Raw genomic sequence first — 15,741 nt, forward strand, 5'->3', positions numbered from 1 at the left:
GGCGCCCGGTCGGGCGCCACGCCTTCGGGTGATCAGAGGCGGCGCAGCATCGCCTCGCGCGGGCTGCGATCGGCGTGGAGCGCGGCCTGACGCGAGGTGAGGGTGGGGATCACCTCCGCGATATCGTCCACCACGTCGTAGCTGACGTCCCAGCCCGGCCGAATGAAGCCGGAAGCCGACATGTGAACGATGAGATCGTTGAGGGGGGCCCAGAAGTCCGCGATGTTGGCGAGGACGATGGGCTTTTCGTGCTGGCCGAGCTGCGACCAGGTCATCATCTCGACCACCTCTTCGAGGGTGCCGATGCCGCCTGGTAGCGCGACGAACCCGTCCGCCCGCTCGAACATGATGCGCTTTCGCTCATGCATGTCCTCGGTGATGATCAATTCGGAGACGTCGCGCAGCATGACCTCGCGATCGTGCAGGAATTGCGGGATGACGCCGATGACATTCCCTCCGGAGGAGAGAACGGTGTGGGCGATCCGGCCCATGAGGCCGAGCGATCCCCCACCATAAACGAGCGTGATCCCCGCTTCGGCGAGGGCCACTCCCAACGCGTCCGCCGCGGCGACGAACGCCGGATCATGGCCAGTGGACGATCCGCAATAGACACATACGCTTTTCAAGTCATGCATAGGCGGAAGGCTAGCACGTGCCCCCGGCGCTTGCATCAGATTCTGACGGCCGGGCGTGCGGATAGAGCGCGTGGGAAGCGTCGATCGGGCGCGAGGCCCGATCGACGCGGAATGGCCTAGTTCGTGGTCGGTGACGGCGTGGTTGCGGGCGCCGGCGTTTCGGCCGCGGGCGGTGGGGTGGGGGCAGCATCGAAGTAGCCCAAGAAATAGGCACCGCCGACGATGATCAATGCGATGATGACGAGGGTGACGATGATGTTGCTCACGCTCATAAAGGGTCTCGCTCCAGATCGGCGGTTCCGGCGCGCACCGGACCGCAGGTTATACGCCATCCGTGAAACGGCGCTTAGGCGATCGCGCACCCGCGCCACGCCGCAATGCTAACGCGGAAAGGGCGGCAACCGTTCACCACGGCCGGAACGCGAGAGCGTCGAGACGGGGTGTCCCACGAGGATCGGCCGCCGAAAGCATAGCCGATGAGCAACCTGGCGTCGAACGCGTCACAGGGCGACGCGCACGGAAATTGCGTCGCAGGCTTCGTCTACTGCACCGCCAGCTCAACATCCGCCTCAGACAGGACGCGATCGAGGCTGATATTTCCTCTGTCGGAAATGAAACCGAAGTTGATCGACTCGTTCGGCCCGATCGTGCCGTTCCAGTCGATATTTCGCAGCGTGATGCGATCGCCGGCTCGTTCGACGAGTTCCGCGTTCCAGATCTCCGTGAGCGTGAAGGGCAGGGCGATCGACAGCTCCCAAGCCGAGACTGGCGTCTGCGAAATGTTGCGGATCACGACATTGAACAGCGCCCCGTCCGACCAGGCGTCCTGCATCACGATGTCGATGGTCAGTTGCGGTGGCGCCTCGCTCGACGGGGCGAGGCCGATCTCGCCGCCTTCGGCCCGCGCCGCCGCGACGTGGGCGACGGCTTGGCCGTTGCGCACGGCCGCGCCGTCCGCGCCGGTCAGCGTGAGGACGAGGCCGTCGGCCGCGTCACGCGCCGGGAGGCGGGCTTCAACCACGGCATTGCGCTCGCCGGGCGGGATCGTCAGCGACGCCGCTGTGGCCGCGCCGTCCTCGCCGCCTTGCAAGGTGAAGTCGATCCGCACGGGGCGGTCGGCGGCCGCGGAGAGGGCGACGCGAAAGCGGGCCGTTCCTCCGGCATCGGGAATGACCGTGCTCGCGACATCGACGAACGGCTCGGTGGTCGCCGCGTTCGCGCCGGTGATCACGGCGGTGCCGGATCCGGTCGAGCCCGCGCCGCCGATCACGAGATGGAAGAAGCGGTCGCCCTCGGCGCCGTCGAGGGGAAGGATCGGGACGCTCACGATCGCTTCCTGCGCGCCGGGCGGAAAGGTCAGCGTTCCGGCGCTCGCGACATAGTCGAGGCCGGCTTTCGCCGTCCCGTCGGTCGTCGCATATTTGAGGACGGTCTCGCTTTGTGCCGGGGCGTCGAGCCTCACCACGAAGTCGGCGCTGTTGGTTTTGCCCGCGACGTCGCTGAAGCCGATATCGGGCCGCGTCCTTGCGAGGAACGGGTCGAGAAGGGTGAAGATCGGCCGCCGCCAAGTCGTCCAATCGTCGTTATAGAGGCCGCCGGTGTCACCCGAATTGGGGTTGAGCGCCCACCAGCTCCACGGGATTTCGAGGCGCTCCATATAGGCGGCGATGGCGTCCGCCCAGGCGCGGTCGGCGGGGGTTTGAAAGAGCGAGCCCCACTCGCCGATGAAGACCGGCGCGCGGTCCTCCTCGACGAGATAGCCCCAGTTCTGGCGGAACTTGTCTTCAAGGTCGCTGCCGTCCTCGAACCAAGGCTGGGGATAGACCGAGGGCGGATAATCGTGCGCCGAATAGACGAGCCGGTTCGGCTGCGACAGGCGGACCGGCCGGTCCGCCGCGCCTTGCAGATTGCCGCCCCACCAATAGGGATCGCCCTCATATGTGCCGATGCCTTCGACGACGATCAGCCATTGCGGCGCGATGGCGAGGACGGCATTGCCGATCCGCTCGGCCGCCGCGGCCCAGTCCGTCGGCGCCCCGTCGCCCCAGGTGCCGGCATGCGGCTCGTTGACGAGATCGGCACCGATCACCGCCGGCGCGTCGCTATAGCGGCGGGCCATCGTCTGCCAGATCGCGATGACGTCGGCCTCGGTGAAGCCGTCGCCATACCACAGGCCGTTGTCGTTGGGTCCGTCGCCGGCCGGGCCGCGATGATAATCGAGAAGGATGCGCAGACCGATCCGTCCGGCATAGTCGACGATCGCATCGAGGATCTGGAGCCCGTCGAGCCCGACGAGGTCGGGGTTCAGCGCCGAATCGATCCCCGACGGCGTTCCCCCGCCTGAGCGGACGAGTTCGCCCGAGAACGGGATGCGCATCAGGTTGAAGCCCTGCGACTTCACGTCGTCCATCATCGTGCGCCAATTGCGCGCCCACAGCCCGTGCGGGGCGTGGATGTCGGTTTCGAGGCCGAACCAGTTGACGCCGTTGATGATGGCGGGCGTTCCGGAGGCGTCCACGATCGCAGCGCCGCGCGTTTGGAACGGACCCGGCGCGAAGGTCGCACCCGGTAGGCCGGCGCGGGTTCCCACGGTGCGGGCGACGGTGACGTCATCGACGGCGAGCGGGCCGGCCGGCGGCGTCGGTGTCGCCGAGACCTGGCCGAGGCGGGTGCGGTCGCCGGCCTGCGGCGATGCTGGTGCGGTCGATTGCCGCAAACTGTCGAGCGGCGGCGCCCCGACGCGTGGCGGTGCCGGGATGCCGGCGACCGGTGGCGCCTCGTTCATCGCCGGCGGCGAGGCCGGCGTGGCGGGCGGCGGACCGGCTGGCACCGCGCCTTCGTTCGACGTCACCGAGAGGACGCGGACCGACCCGTCCCCCTCGGCCTGAAATCCGAATTCGGAGACGGTTCCGGCGGCGAGCTCGCGGTTATAGTCGACCGCGCCGACGCGGTAGCGCGTGCCGCTGCGGTCGAGAATTTCAGCGTTCCACAGATTGATGATCTGCCCGCCGACATCGATCTCGACGACCCAGTCGGACAATGACTGGCGCGCCGAAAGGGTGAGGTCGACGAGGCCGCCGGTGCCCCATCCCTCGCGCAGGCGCGCATCGACGCGCGCCACCTCGGTGGTGAGGCTCGCTTCGGCGATGTCGAAGGCGGCGGCGGGACGCGGCATCAAGACGGCCGCGAGCGCCGTCACCGCGAGGGTCAAGATGCGGACATTGCGGAACGAATGCAGCGTGCGGCTTGAAAACACGAAGGGTTGCCTCGGATTGCGCAAGGTGGACGGAAGGGCCGTTCGCGCCCTCACCGCAATTCTGACACGGCTGAAATGCTGTTGACCACTCTCGAGACCTTGCCCCCAGGTGTGCGTGATCGGTGGGGGAAGGCTTGTCGCGCCCCGACGTTTGGCGTAGGGAACACCGCGCGGCGACGTGGCGGAGTGGTTACGCAGCGGACTGCAAATCCGTGTACGCCGGTTCGATTCCGGCCGTCGCCTCCACCCCACAACCCGCGAGCCCGGCTCGCGCGCCACTTGGAGATGGGCATGGGCGACGAGGCGCTGCTTCGCACGCGAATGGTCAACAATCAGCTTCGCACGTTCGATGTGACCGATCATCGTGTGCAAGATGCGATGCTGGCTGTCGAGCGCGAGCGGTTCGCGCCCGTCGAGGAACGGGCGATCGCCTATTCCGACGAGGCGATCCCGATCGTTCGCGACGAAATCGGCCGGCCGACGCGCACGATGACGCGGCCCGCCATTCTCGGCCGTCTCATCCAACTCGCCCAGGTGGGCGAGGAGGACGTCGTCCTGCTCGTCGGCGCGGGGCTCGGCTACACGGCCGCCGTTCTCGGCCAGATCGCCGGCTCGGTGATCGCGCTCGAGAGCGATCCCGACCTTGCCGAGCGGGCGACCAACGCGCTCGAAGAGGCGGACGTCACCAACGTCGCCGTCGTCGTGGGTGCGTTGCCCGAAGGCTATGCGTCGGAGGCGCCGTATGACGTGATCTTCGTCGACGGAGCGATCCAGACCGAGCCCGCGGAACTCCTCGATCAGCTCAAGATCGGCGGCCGTTTGGTGGCGATCGAAGGCGAAGGCCTGGCCGGACGGGCGAAACTTTACGTCAAGGGAAGCACGTCGGTCTCCTCCCGCACGGCGTTCAACGCGGCGGCGGGAACGCTCCCTGGATTCACCGTCGAGCCGAGCTTTGTATTTTAGCGCGTTTCGGGATCTTTCCGAGATGTTAACGGGCGTTGCTCAAATGCCTCACAGGCTCTTCGCGATTGGCTCGCTTCACCGCTGAAGCCACCGTGACACTGGCCTCTGACCCCGCCGCGGCCTTAGGAAGGTGGCGTAGTCACTGAGGGTACGAGCGCAATGGTGAGGGTAAATCGAGTCGGCATTGCGGCGGCGGTCTGTCTGGTCTTCGGGGCGGTGGCCCCGACGACCAATGCACAGACGCTGACGGAGTCGCTCGCAGCAGCGTACAACACGAACCCGACATTGAACGCCGCGCGTTCGCGCCTGCGCGGCATCGACGAAAATATTTCAATCGCTCGCGCCGGCAATCGTCCCCGTCTCGAAGCGGCCTTTTCCCAGCAGACGATCACGACGCGCAGCATCGGTGAGCGCGGTTTTCGCGGCACCGGCGGCACGAACCCGACCCAGATCGCACTTCAGCTCACGCAGCCGCTGTTCCAGGGCTTCCAGGTTCGCAACTCGATCCGTCAGGCCGAATCGGCGGTGAAGGCCGAGCGCGCATCGCTCCAGAACACCGAACAGAGCGTCCTTCTCGATGTCGCGACCGCGTTCGAGGATGTCATCCAGAACCGCTCGATCGTGTCGCTGCGCGAAAGCGATGTCGAGTTTCTGACCGCCCAGGTGCAGGCCGCGCAAGACCGTTTCGAGGTGGGTGAGGGCACCCGCACCGACGTCAGCCAGGCCGAGGCGCGCCGGGCGCAAGCCGTGTCCGCCCTGGCGTTCGCCCGCGCGAACCTGACCTCCAGCGAAGCGACCTACCGCCAGCTCACCGGCCTCACCGCCGGCAGCCTGCGCAGCAATTTCGACGTCGAGCGCCTCCTTCCGAAGACGCTCGATACGGCCGTCACCACCGGCCAGAATGGCCATCCCGCGATCACCGCGACACTGTTCGACGTCGACACGGCGATGTTCAACGTGAAGGCGATCGAGGGCCAGGCGCTGCCGACCGTCAGCGTGACGGGGCAGTTGTCGACCACCTGGAACCCGCAGACGACCTCCAGCATCGACCGTCAGGATTCAGCCCAGCTCGGCCTCAATGTGTCGGTGCCGATCTATCAGGGCGGTCTCGTCTCGGCGCGGGTTCGCCAGGCGAAGGAGCAGCTCGGCACGGCGCGCATCCAGGTCGATTCCACGCGGGACCAGGTGCGCCAGAACACCGTCGCCGCCTGGGCCAACTACGAGGCCTCGGTCCGCTCGATCTTCGCAGCGCGCACCGGCGTCTTCGCTGCGCAGCTCGCTCTGCAGGGCGTCGTCGAAGAGCAGCGCGTCGGTCAGCGCACCACGCTCGACGTTCTCGACGCTCAGCGCGATCTCGTTTCCGCGCAGGTGACCCTCGTCCAGTCCGAGCGCGACAAGAAAGTCGCCGCCTTCTCGCTCCTGTCGGCGATCGGCCGCCTCGGCGTGCAGACCCTCGGCATCCAGGTCGCGATCTACCGCCCGCAGGAGCATACCGACGCCGTACGCGACAAGTGGATCGGCTTCCGCACCCCCGACGGGCGCTGACGCCTACCGGTGAGATCGCGAATCGGGCGCGCCCGATTCGCTTCCGAAAGGCGGCCCGGCGGGCCGCCTTTTCTCGTTCATGGGCCCGGATCATGGGGCATCGTCCGGCCGGCTGGTCGAAACGCCAGGCGTTCGGCCCCGCCGGCGTGCATCATCTGTGAACGAAGCGCCGTTTACGCGATGGCAACGCTTCATCGGAAATCGCGCCTGATACCATCGAACCTCCGAAGATGATTCGCGGCCGAAGTGGCCGGCCGGGGGAGGGACGATGGAGGATCTGTTGGCTTCGATCCGCAAGATCATCGCCGAAGAGAATGGCGTGCAGCAGACGGCCGCACCGCGCGGCGAGCCCACGTCGTCGATTCGATCATCCCGCCCGAATTCGCCTCTCAGCGACGCCGACCGGCTGCCCGAGCTCGTGGAGCGCTCGATCGGCGATGCGTTCGACGAGCTCGACGCCGCCGAATTCGACGAGATCGACGAGGCGCTCGCCTCGCTTCCCGAAGTCGACGACGATCCCGATAGCGACGCGCTCTCCTCGATCGCCCGCGCCATCGCCGCCGAGTGCGAGGTGCGCCGCGCCCGCCCGCAGGGTCGGTGGTCGCAGAGCGATCGGCGGCCCGGGTGGACGCCCGTCGTCCTCAGCGAGCCCGATATCGACGAGGCGCCGTACGAGGATGATGTCGAGGGCCACGTCGCGGCCGACGATATCCCGATCGACGAGGACGACGCGACCTTCGCCCACGCCGGAACGGCACAAGACATGACGGCCGAGCACGAGGCGATCGATGACGACAGGGCGGAGGCCGCCCCGCGCAATGCGCAGCCCGCGCCGGTGCAAAGTCAGTTGGCGAGCCTGCGGGACGCATTTCCCCCGCGCACGTCGATGCGGCCGCGTCCGAGCCCGTTCGGCCCGCGCCACGCCGATCCCGAGGACGACGCCGAACCGTTCAAGGCGGATCCGGCTGCGAGGGACGACGAGCCCGCGCCGGGCAACGCCACACGCGACAACAAGATCCCCCCTTTCGCCAGCGATCACAGGATGGCCGACATGAGCGATACCGTCATGGACTCGAAGCCGGACGCCGAAGGCAACGTGTTCCGCCGCACTGCCAAGATGGACGGGGACGACGGTCTGACGAGCACCAAGACGCGTCAGAACGTGACGAACTCGTTCGACCAGCTGTCACGGACGATCCTGTCCAACAATCCCCGCACGATCGAAGATCTGGTGCGGGACATGGTCCGTCCGCTGCTGCGCGACTGGCTCGAGGCGAACCTGCCCGACATCGTCGAGCGGCAGGTGCGCCAGGAGATCGACCGGGTGACGCGCGGCCGCTGATCGGCGCCGCGCGCAACGCTCGGGACACTCTCGCGCCGGGCGCGACGATGGGGCCACCCTAGAGGCGTTCGAAGCCGCTTGCGTCCGATCCCGCGCCGACGCAGTTAGGGGTCATGTTCGTCTGGTTCGCCTTCGCCGCCATCCTCCTCGTGACGCTACTCGCGCTCGCACGTCCGCTCCTCGGTCCATCGGGCGGCCAAGCGGAGGGCGAGGACGCCGACGTCTATGCCGCCCAGCTCGACGAGGTCGAGGCTGACCGTGAGCGGGGCCTCATCGGCGCGGAGGAGGCGGCGGCCGCCCGCACGGAGATCGCGCGCCGCCTTTTGAGGGTCTCGCGCTCGGTCTCGGACGGCCCGCGCGCCGGACGGCGGAGCTGGGTCGTCGCCGGTCTCGTCGCGATCTTTCTGCCGGTCTTCTCGTTCGCGGCCTATTTCGCCGTCGGCTCCCCGTCTTATGGCGATCAGCCGCTGGCGCTGCGGGAGCCCGTGTCGCCACAGGGTGAGGGAGACCTCATGGCGATGCTCGCCGCGGCGGAGGAAAAACTCGCCGCCAATCCGGACGACGGACGCGGCTGGGCCGCCGTCGCGCCGGTTTTCCTGCGGATCGGCCGGTTCGATGATGCCGCCGACGCCTATGCGCGGGCGAACGCGCTTCTCGGCGAGAATGCGAGTTTCCTCACCGGCGAGGCCCAGGCGCTGATGCTCGCGAACGAGGGCAGGATGACCGACACCGCGCGGACGCGCCTCGAACGCGCCCATGCGATCGAGCCCGACGCCGCCGCGCCCATGATCTTCCTTGCGATCGGCGAGCGCGAGGCGGGGGATATCGAAGGCGCCGCCGCCCGCTGGCGCACGCTTTTGGCGTCGAGTGACGGGACCGAGCCTTGGCTTCCGATCGCCCGTGCCGAGATCGCCCAGCTTCCGGGCGCGGACATCGCGCTGCCGAATGCGCCGAGGGGGCCGAGCGCGGCCGATATCGAGGCTGCGGCCGGTCTGTCCGACGAACAGCGCGGGGCGATGATCGAGGGGATGGTCACGGGTCTCGCGACGCGGCTCGACACCGAAGGGGGCACGCCGCAAGAATGGCTTCGCCTCGTCCGCACCTATCGCGTGTTGGGCCGCGAGGCGGACGCGCAGGACGCGGCCGCGCGGGCGCTGGAGGCGCTCCCGGAGGCCGAGCGCGCCGCCTTCGCCGAGGCTGTCGAAGCAAATGAGGGCGTCGATCCGATGGGGGGAGCGCAATGAGAGGGCGCGGCCGCAAAGCACGCCGTTTGGTGTTGATCGGGACGGCGGGCGGCGCATTGGCGCTCGCGGCGGCGCTGGTCTTCTTCGCGCTCGGCGACCGGATCACTTACGCGCCGACCCCGACCGAGCTGGCCGAAGGCCATGTCGAGGCGGGCACGCGCATCAGGCTCGGCGGTCTCGTCGAGGAGGGATCGGTCGAGCGGGGGGCCGACGGCGCGGTGAGCTTTGCCGTCACCGACACCGTGAACCGGGTCGCCGTCACCTATGTCGGCATTCTGCCGGACCTCTTCCGGGAGGGGCAGGGCGTCGTGGCGGAGGGGATTTTCGAGCCGTCGGGACACCTCGCGGCGGACACCGTCCTTGCCCGCCATGACGAAACCTATATGCCGAAAGAGGTCGTCGATTCCTTGAAGGCGCAAGGGCGCTGGCAGGAGGGGGAGAACGAAGCCGGCATGATTGGCACGACCGCTCCCGCTGCCCCCGCGAACGATGCGCCCGGACTGTGACCGCCATTGATCGTGGGGCGCCGATGAACAAGCCGACGAAAGATCGCCCATGCTGAACGAGCTCGGTCACTATGCGCTCGTCCTCGCGCTCGGAGTGGCGATCATCCAATCCGTGGTGCCGCTGATCGGAGCGCGGTTGCGCGATCCGCGCCTGATGGGCCTTGCGAGCCCGAGCGCCGTCGCGACCTTCGTCCTCGTCGCGTTCAGCTTCGCGGCGCTGACGGTCGCCTATATCCGCTCCGACTTCTCGCTCGCGAACGTCGTCGAGAACTCGCATTCGGCCAAGCCGATGATCTACAAGATCTCCGGCGTGTGGGGCAATCACGAGGGATCCATGCTGTTGTGGGTCCTCATCCTGGCGCTGTTCGGGATGCTCGCGGCGGTGCTCGCCAAACAGATGCCGGCGAGCCTGCGCGCCTGCGTCGTCGCGGTGCAAGGCTGGATCGCGACCGCCTTCCTCCTCTTCATCGTGATGACGTCGAACCCGTTCGAGCGGATGCTGCCGGCCCCGATGGAGGGAAGCGACCTCAACCCGCTTCTGCAGGATATCGGCCTCGCGATCCATCCGCCGCTTCTCTATGTCGGCTATGTCGGCTTCTCGATCGTGTTCGCGTTCGCGGTCGCCGCCCTCATCGAGGGTCGGCTCGATGCGGCGTGGGCCCGCTGGGTTCGGCCGTGGACGCTCGTCTCCTGGCTCTTCCTGACGCTCGGTATCGCGATGGGGAGCTACTGGGCCTATTACGAACTCGGCTGGGGTGGCTGGTGGTTCTGGGATCCGGTCGAGAACGCCTCCTTCATGCCGTGGCTCGCGGGAACGGCGCTCCTGCACTCGGCCGCCGTGATGGAAAAGCGCGACGCCTTGAAGGTGTGGACGGTGCTTCTCGCGCTGATCACCTTCTCGCTGTCGCTGCTCGGCACGTTCCTGGTGCGGTCCGGCGTCCTCACCTCGGTGCACGCGTTCGCGTCCGACCCGACGCGCGGCGTCTTCATCCTCACGATTTTGGCGATCTTCATCGGCGGGGCGTTCACGCTGTTCGCGGTGCGGGCCGGGGCGCTGAAGGCGGGCGGGGCGTTCGCGCCGATGAGCCGCGAGGGGGCGCTCGTCTTCAACAACGTCTTCCTGACGACGGCGTGCGCGACCGTTCTCGTCGGCACGCTCTACCCGCTGGTTCTCGAAACGCTGACGGGCGACAAGATCTCCGTCGGCCCGCCTTACTTCAATCTCACCTTCATTCCGCTGATGGTGCCGCTCCTCGTCGCGATGCCGTTCGGACCGCTGCTCGCCTGGAAACGGGGCGATGCGGCGGCCGCGGCGGAGCGGATGATCGCGGCGGCGATCGTCGCCGTTCTCGCCGGAGCCGTGTCCGGCTGGCTCGCCGGGACGGAGACGGCGCTGACGGCCTCCCTCGGCACCGCGCTCGCGGCGTTCCTGATCGTCGGCAGCTTCGCCGAGGTCGCTCTGCGCACGGAACGGGCGTCGTCCTTCGGGGGGCGGCTGCGCCGTCTCGTCAACCTGCCGCGGGCGACATGGGGCGCGGCGTTCGGCCATTTCGGCGTCGGGCTGACGGTGCTCGGCATCGTCGCCCTCTCGGCGTTCGAGACCGAGATCATCCGCGACATGAAAGTCGGCGATACGGCGGAGATCGCCGGCTACCGGCTCGATTTCCGCAGCGCCGAACAGCGCGAAGGGCCGAATTATACCGACGCCGTCGCGATCTTCACCGTCACCAAAGGCGGCGTCCCGGTCGCCCGCATGGAGCCGGCCCGCCGCTTCTATCCGGTGCGGCAGATGCCGACCACGGAAGCCGCGATCAAGACCTTCGGCCTTTCGCAGCTTTATGTGACGCTCGGTGAAGTCGACGGCGACACGGTCGTCGTGCGCCTCTTTTATAAGCCTCTCGTGTTGCTCATCTGGCTCGGCGCCGTCGTCGCCTCCCTCGGCGGTGTCGTGTCGCTGACCGACCGGCGCTTCCGCATCGGCCTTCCGGCGCCCGCGCGCCGTCGCGCGCCGATGGCGACCCCGGCAAACGCGGAGGCGTCGGCATGAGCCGGCTCCTCGCGGTGGTCGCGCTCGTCCTTCTCTTCGCGGCGGGCGCCCGCGCGGCCAATCCGGACGAGATGCTCGCCGATCCGGTTCTGGAGGAGCGGGCGCGCGAGTTGTCGAAGGAGCTGCGCTGTCTCGTCTGCCAAAATCAGTCGATTGACGCATCGGACGCCGATCTCGCGCGCGATCTGCGCCTCCTCGTGCGCGAGCGCATCCAGTCCGGCGACACGGACGACGAGGTGCTCGCCTATCTCACCGATCGCTATGGCGCGTTCGTCCGGCTGAAGCCGCCGCTGACGGCGGAGACGGTGGTCCTGTGGGGCGCGCCGTTCGTGGTCGTGGTGATCGCGCTCCTGGCGGGCGGCCTTTATCTGCGCAGCCGACGCAGGCCGGACGACGCGAGCGAGGCGGTGCCCTTGTCCGCCGAGGAGGAAGCCGCGCTCGCCGCGCTTCTCGCCGAGCGGAAGGAGCGATAGACGCACCGTCTCACCGAGACGGTCGAAAGCCCGTAAGGAGGTGAGGGTGGAAGAACTCAAGGTCGACGGCGCGCTCGGCGCCAAATTGTCGGTCCGGATCGATCGGCCGGAGGGCGAGCCCGTCGCGGTCGCGCTCTTTGCCCACTGCTTCACCTGCAACAAGGATATCTTCGCCAGCCGCGCGATCTCGAGCCAGCTCGCAGCGGAGGGGATCGTCTGCGTCCGATTCGATTTTACGGGGCTCGGCTCGTCGGAAGGCGAATTCGCCTCGACCGATTTCTCCTCCAATGTCGACGACCTCGTCCGCGTCGCGGATGCGCTGCGCGAGACGATCGGTGCGCCGCAGCTTCTCGTCGGCCATTCGCTCGGCGGTGCGGCCGTCCTCGTCGCCGCGCCGCGGATCCCGGAGGTGAAGGCGGTGGCGACCATCGGCGCCCCGGCCGATGCGGAGCATGTGACGAAGAATTTCGAGATGGACCTGTCGCGCATCCAGAGCGAGGGCGAGGCCGCGGTGAAGATCGAGGGCCGCCCCTTCACGATCCGCAAGTCGTTTCTCGACGATCTCGAGAGCCAGAGCGTCACCCGGGCGGCCGAAGAGTTGAAGGCCGCGCTTCTCGTCATGCACGCCCCGCGCGATGAACGGGTCGGGATCGAGAATGCGACCCGGATCTTTCTCGCGGCGCATCACCCGAAGAGCTTCGTCTCGCTCGACGATGCCGATCATCTGCTCAAACGTCACGAAGACGGGGCCTATGTGGCCGGCGTGATCGCCGCGTGGGCGGCGCGTTATATCGAGACGGGGCCGGCGAAGATGCGGCGCGAGAGCGCGGTGGCGCGCACTGCGGGCGGCCCGTTCCGCACGGACGTTCGCGTCAACGAGCACCCTTTGCGGGTCGACGAGCCCATCGAGGCCGGCGGCGAGAACACCGGGCCGACGCCTTACGACCTCCTGTCGTCGGCTCTCGCGGCCTGCAGCTTGATGACGATGCGGCTCTATGCCGAGCGCAAGGGATGGACGGTCGACGCGACCGTGAGTGTCGATCACGGAAAAGTCCACAAGGACGATTGCGCCGCCTGCGCCGATGTCGAAGCGGGGGCGGACGGGCGTGTCGACCGATTCGATCGGCACATCGTCTTCGGTCCCGGCACCGACCCGGAGCACCGGACGCGGCTCGTGGAAATCGCCAATCGCTGCCCGGTCCACCGGACGCTCGAACGCGGCGCCGGCGTCGTCACGACGAGCAATGCGTCGGCGGCGGTCGCCGTGTGAATTGTTGGTAAATGATTTGCCGATCTTATGGCAGGCGCGTCATGCGGCCGGTTTCGTTCCAGATCTTACGAAATCGTCACGCGGCGGACAGCGCGATGTAATGTACTCCTTCCTACCTTCATCGCGAGCCCGCTGGACGGGTATTCCGATTCCGATAGGAGATCTCAATGGCATTCAACCTGACCAAGGCGGCGAAGCAGCGGACCAGTGCCCTGCTCGTTGGGACCTTTCTGTTGGGTGCGGCGGGTGCGGCCTTCTTCGAGGGGCAGACGTCGACCCCCGCGTTCGCGCAGAATCTCTCTGAACAGATCCCGCAGAGCACCGCCGAGCAGCGCGCTCCGGGATTTGCCGATATCGTCGATCGCGTCAGCCCCGCGGTCGTGTCGATCCAGGTGAAGAGCCGCGCCCGGCCGCAGCTCTCCGGCTTCCGTGGCTTCGAGGGGTCCCCCTTCGAGCACTTCTTCGACAATTTCGAGGAGCGCTTCGGGACCCCCAACGACAATTCGCGTCGTCGCCCCGATAACAACCGGCGCCAGTACTCGATGGGTCAGGGCTCCGGCTTCATCATCTCCGCCGACGGTTATGTCGTGACCAACGGTCACGTCGTCGACGGGGCGGAGGAAGTCGACGTCATTCTGCAGAATGGCGAAGTCATCAATGCGACCGTCGTCGGTGTCGACGACAAGACCGACCTTGCCCTCGTGAAGGTCGACCATGACACCGATCTTCCGTTCGTCTCCTTCGCCGATCATGAAACCCGCGTCGGCGACTGGGTGGTCGCGGTCGGCAACCCGTTCGGCCTCGGTGGCACCGTGACCGCCGGTATCGTCTCGGCCCGCGGCCGCGAGATCGGCGCCGGTCCCTATGACGACTTCCTGCAGATAGACGCCCCGATCAACCGCGGCAATTCCGGCGGTCCGACCTTCAACCTCAACGGCAATGTCGTCGGCGTGAACACTGCGATCTACTCGCCGTCCGGCGGCTCGGTGGGCATCGGCTTCGCCATCCCGGCGTCGATCGCCTCCGACGTGATCGACGATCTCAAGGATGACGGCGTCGTCACGCGCGGTTGGCTCGGCGTTCAGATCCAGCCGATCACGCCGGAGATCGCCGAAAGCCTCGGCCGTGATACCGTCATCGGCGCCCTCGTGACCGAGCCGCAGGCGGGCAGCCCCGCCGAAAAGGCCGGCCTCAAGGCGGGTGATGCGATCCTCTCGGTCGACGGCACCGACGTCGAAGGTCCGCGCGATCTCGCCCGCACCATCTCGGGCCGCTCGCCGGACGAGACGGTGAAGCTCCAGATCTGGCGTGACGGCAAGGCCGAGACGGTCGACGTGACGCTCGGAAAGCTCTCCGCCGACGAGTCCGAAACGTCGACCCGCACGAGTTCGAACAGCGAGCAGGGCAGCGATGCCGCCGATCTCCTCGGCATGACCCTCGCCCCGACCTCCGATGTCGGGATCGACGGGCCCGGTCTCGCGGTGGTCGAGGTCGACCCGGACGGTGCGGCGGCCGAGAGCGGCATCCGCGTCGGTGACGTGATCCTCCAGGCCGGCGGTGTCGATGTCGCCTCGGCCGGCGACCTTGAGAACGGCATCGGTCAGGCCGACACCGAAGGGCGCAAGAATGTCCTTCTGAAGCTCCAGAGCGGGGAGAACACCCGCTTCGTCGCTCTGCCGACCGGCGAGCGCGGTTGAACGGCCGCGAGGCCCCCATATCCACGAGAGGGCCGGGCGTATGCGTCCGGCCCTTCCTATCCATGAGCGGGCGCTATGAAAGTTCTGATCGTTGAGGACGACTCCGACGCCGCGGCCTACCTCGCCCGCGGCCTGACAGAAGCCGGTCACGCAAGCGACAGCGCAGGCGACGGGGCGCTCGGCCTCGAGATGGCGCTCGACAACGACTATGACGTTCTGATCGTCGACCGGATGCTCCCCGAACTCGACGGCCTCTCGATGATCGAGAGCCTGCGCAAGAAGGACAGGCAGGTGCCGATCCTGGTCCTGTCCGCGCTCTCCCAGGTCGATGATCGCGTCAAGGGCCTGCGCGCCGGGGGCGACGACTATCTGACGAAGCCCTACGCCTTCACCGAGCTGCTCGCCCGCGTCGAAGCGCTCGCCCGGCGCAAGCAGACCGCCGAGTTCGAGGCGGTCTATCGTGTCGGCGATCTCGAGCTCGACCGGCTGTCCCACACGGTGAACCGGGCCGGCAAGCCGGTGGTGCTCCAGCCGCGCGAGTTCCGGCTCCTCGAATATCTGATGCGCCATGCCGGTCAGGTGGTGACGCGCACGATGCTCCTCGAGAATGTGTGGGATTACCATTTCGACCCGCAGACCAACGTGATCGACGTCCACATTTCGCGTCTTCGTGGCAAGATCGACAAAGCCTTCGAGCGTCCGCTGCTTCATACGGTGCGCGGCGCGGGCTATGTGATCCGCGCGGATGCGGAATAGGGGGACG

Annotated in this window: 13 protein-coding genes and 1 tRNA gene; 11 read left to right on the top strand and 3 right to left on the bottom strand. The window is 67.6% G+C overall.

Translation table 11 applies throughout. The features are described from left to right. Positions 1 to 32: 32 nt before the first annotated feature. The 3 genes from L1787_RS16915 to L1787_RS16925 all read right to left on the bottom strand — a co-directional run bounded on the left by L1787_RS16915 (position 33) and on the right by L1787_RS16925 (position 3,891). A complete protein-coding gene (locus L1787_RS16915) occupies positions 33 to 635 on the bottom strand; it encodes an LOG family protein (protein ID WP_235710124.1) in 603 nt (200 codons plus the stop codon). Between the two features lie 116 nt (positions 636 to 751). Beyond that, a complete protein-coding gene (locus L1787_RS16920) occupies positions 752 to 907 on the bottom strand; it encodes a hypothetical protein (protein WP_235710126.1) in 156 nt (51 codons plus the stop codon). Positions 908 to 1,176: 269 nt separating this feature from the next. Further along, positions 1,177 to 3,891 (bottom strand): cellulase family glycosylhydrolase, encoded by a 2,715-nt coding sequence (locus L1787_RS16925; protein ID WP_235710128.1) that lies wholly within the window; start codon positions 3,889 to 3,891, stop codon positions 1,177 to 1,179. Positions 3,892 to 4,063: 172 nt separating this feature from the next. Between L1787_RS16925 and L1787_RS16930 the strand changes: the two genes are divergently transcribed. The 11 genes from L1787_RS16930 to L1787_RS16980 all read left to right on the top strand — a co-directional run bounded on the left by L1787_RS16930 (position 4,064) and on the right by L1787_RS16980 (position 15,734). Beyond that, positions 4,064 to 4,137 (top strand) — tRNA-Cys (locus L1787_RS16930). Positions 4,138 to 4,182: 45 nt separating this feature from the next. Continuing rightward, a complete protein-coding gene (locus L1787_RS16935; protein ID WP_235710130.1) occupies positions 4,183 to 4,854 on the top strand; it encodes a protein-L-isoaspartate O-methyltransferase family protein in 672 nt (223 codons plus the stop codon). A 162-nt stretch (positions 4,855 to 5,016) separates the two neighbouring features. Then, positions 5,017 to 6,399 carry a TolC family outer membrane protein gene (locus tag L1787_RS16940; protein ID WP_235710132.1) on the top strand — a complete coding sequence of 461 codons (1,383 nt, stop codon included), beginning with the start codon at positions 5,017 to 5,019 and terminating at the stop codon, positions 6,397 to 6,399. A gap of 268 nt (positions 6,400 to 6,667) precedes the next feature. After that, the gene (locus L1787_RS16945) at positions 6,668 to 7,741 is read left to right on the top strand and encodes a PopZ family protein (RefSeq protein ID WP_235710133.1); all 1,074 of its coding nucleotides are present in this window, start codon (positions 6,668 to 6,670) and stop codon (positions 7,739 to 7,741) included. A 113-nt stretch (positions 7,742 to 7,854) separates the two neighbouring features. Further along, a complete protein-coding gene (gene ccmI / locus L1787_RS16950) occupies positions 7,855 to 8,985 on the top strand; it encodes a c-type cytochrome biogenesis protein CcmI (protein WP_235710135.1) in 1,131 nt (376 codons plus the stop codon). Beyond that, positions 8,982 to 9,491 carry a cytochrome c maturation protein CcmE gene (ccmE, locus tag L1787_RS16955; RefSeq protein WP_235710137.1) on the top strand — a complete coding sequence of 170 codons (510 nt, stop codon included), beginning with the start codon at positions 8,982 to 8,984 and terminating at the stop codon, positions 9,489 to 9,491. Before ccmI ends, ccmE begins: the two co-directional genes overlap by 4 nt. 49 nt (positions 9,492 to 9,540) lie before the next feature. After that, positions 9,541 to 11,538 (top strand): heme lyase CcmF/NrfE family subunit, encoded by a 1,998-nt coding sequence (locus L1787_RS16960; protein WP_235710139.1) that lies wholly within the window; start codon positions 9,541 to 9,543, stop codon positions 11,536 to 11,538. Continuing rightward, positions 11,535 to 12,011 (top strand): cytochrome c-type biogenesis protein, encoded by a 477-nt coding sequence (locus L1787_RS16965; protein ID WP_235710140.1) that lies wholly within the window; start codon positions 11,535 to 11,537, stop codon positions 12,009 to 12,011. Before L1787_RS16960 ends, L1787_RS16965 begins: the two co-directional genes overlap by 4 nt. Before the next feature lie 46 nt (positions 12,012 to 12,057). Further along, complete coding sequence (locus L1787_RS16970; RefSeq protein ID WP_235710142.1) at positions 12,058 to 13,281, top strand: bifunctional alpha/beta hydrolase/OsmC family protein; 1,224 nt, start codon at positions 12,058 to 12,060, stop codon at positions 13,279 to 13,281. 167 nt (positions 13,282 to 13,448) lie between these two features. Then, a complete protein-coding gene (locus L1787_RS16975; protein WP_235710144.1) occupies positions 13,449 to 14,978 on the top strand; it encodes a Do family serine endopeptidase in 1,530 nt (509 codons plus the stop codon). 75 nt (positions 14,979 to 15,053) lie between these two features. Further along, positions 15,054 to 15,734: a response regulator transcription factor gene (locus L1787_RS16980; RefSeq protein WP_235710146.1), complete on the top strand. Its 681-nt coding sequence runs from the start codon at positions 15,054 to 15,056 to the stop codon at positions 15,732 to 15,734. Positions 15,735 to 15,741 lie beyond the last annotated feature (7 nt).

It is taken from the genome of Acuticoccus kalidii, from assembly GCF_021556395.1.
Lineage (GTDB): Bacteria > Pseudomonadota > Alphaproteobacteria > Rhizobiales > Amorphaceae > Acuticoccus > Acuticoccus kalidii.

What these genes read in the sequence shown, in the direction of transcription:
- L1787_RS16915 (WP_235710124.1), bottom strand. Translation starts at nt 635, where the DNA reads ATGCATGACTTGAAAAGCGTATGTGTCTATTGCGGATCGTCCACTGGC.
- L1787_RS16920 (WP_235710126.1), bottom strand. Translation starts at nt 907, where the DNA reads ATGAGCGTGAGCAACATCATCGTCACCCTCGTCATCATCGCATTGATC.
- L1787_RS16935 (WP_235710130.1), top strand. Translation starts at nt 4,183, where the DNA reads ATGGGCGACGAGGCGCTGCTTCGCACGCGAATGGTCAACAATCAGCTT.
- L1787_RS16945 (WP_235710133.1), top strand. Translation starts at nt 6,668, where the DNA reads ATGGAGGATCTGTTGGCTTCGATCCGCAAGATCATCGCCGAAGAGAAT.
- ccmI (WP_235710135.1), top strand. Translation starts at nt 7,855, where the DNA reads ATGTTCGTCTGGTTCGCCTTCGCCGCCATCCTCCTCGTGACGCTACTC.
- ccmE (WP_235710137.1), top strand. Translation starts at nt 8,982, where the DNA reads ATGAGAGGGCGCGGCCGCAAAGCACGCCGTTTGGTGTTGATCGGGACG.
- L1787_RS16960 (WP_235710139.1), top strand. Translation starts at nt 9,541, where the DNA reads ATGCTGAACGAGCTCGGTCACTATGCGCTCGTCCTCGCGCTCGGAGTG.
- L1787_RS16965 (WP_235710140.1), top strand. Translation starts at nt 11,535, where the DNA reads ATGAGCCGGCTCCTCGCGGTGGTCGCGCTCGTCCTTCTCTTCGCGGCG.
- L1787_RS16975 (WP_235710144.1), top strand. Translation starts at nt 13,449, where the DNA reads ATGGCATTCAACCTGACCAAGGCGGCGAAGCAGCGGACCAGTGCCCTG.
- L1787_RS16980 (WP_235710146.1), top strand. Translation starts at nt 15,054, where the DNA reads ATGAAAGTTCTGATCGTTGAGGACGACTCCGACGCCGCGGCCTACCTC.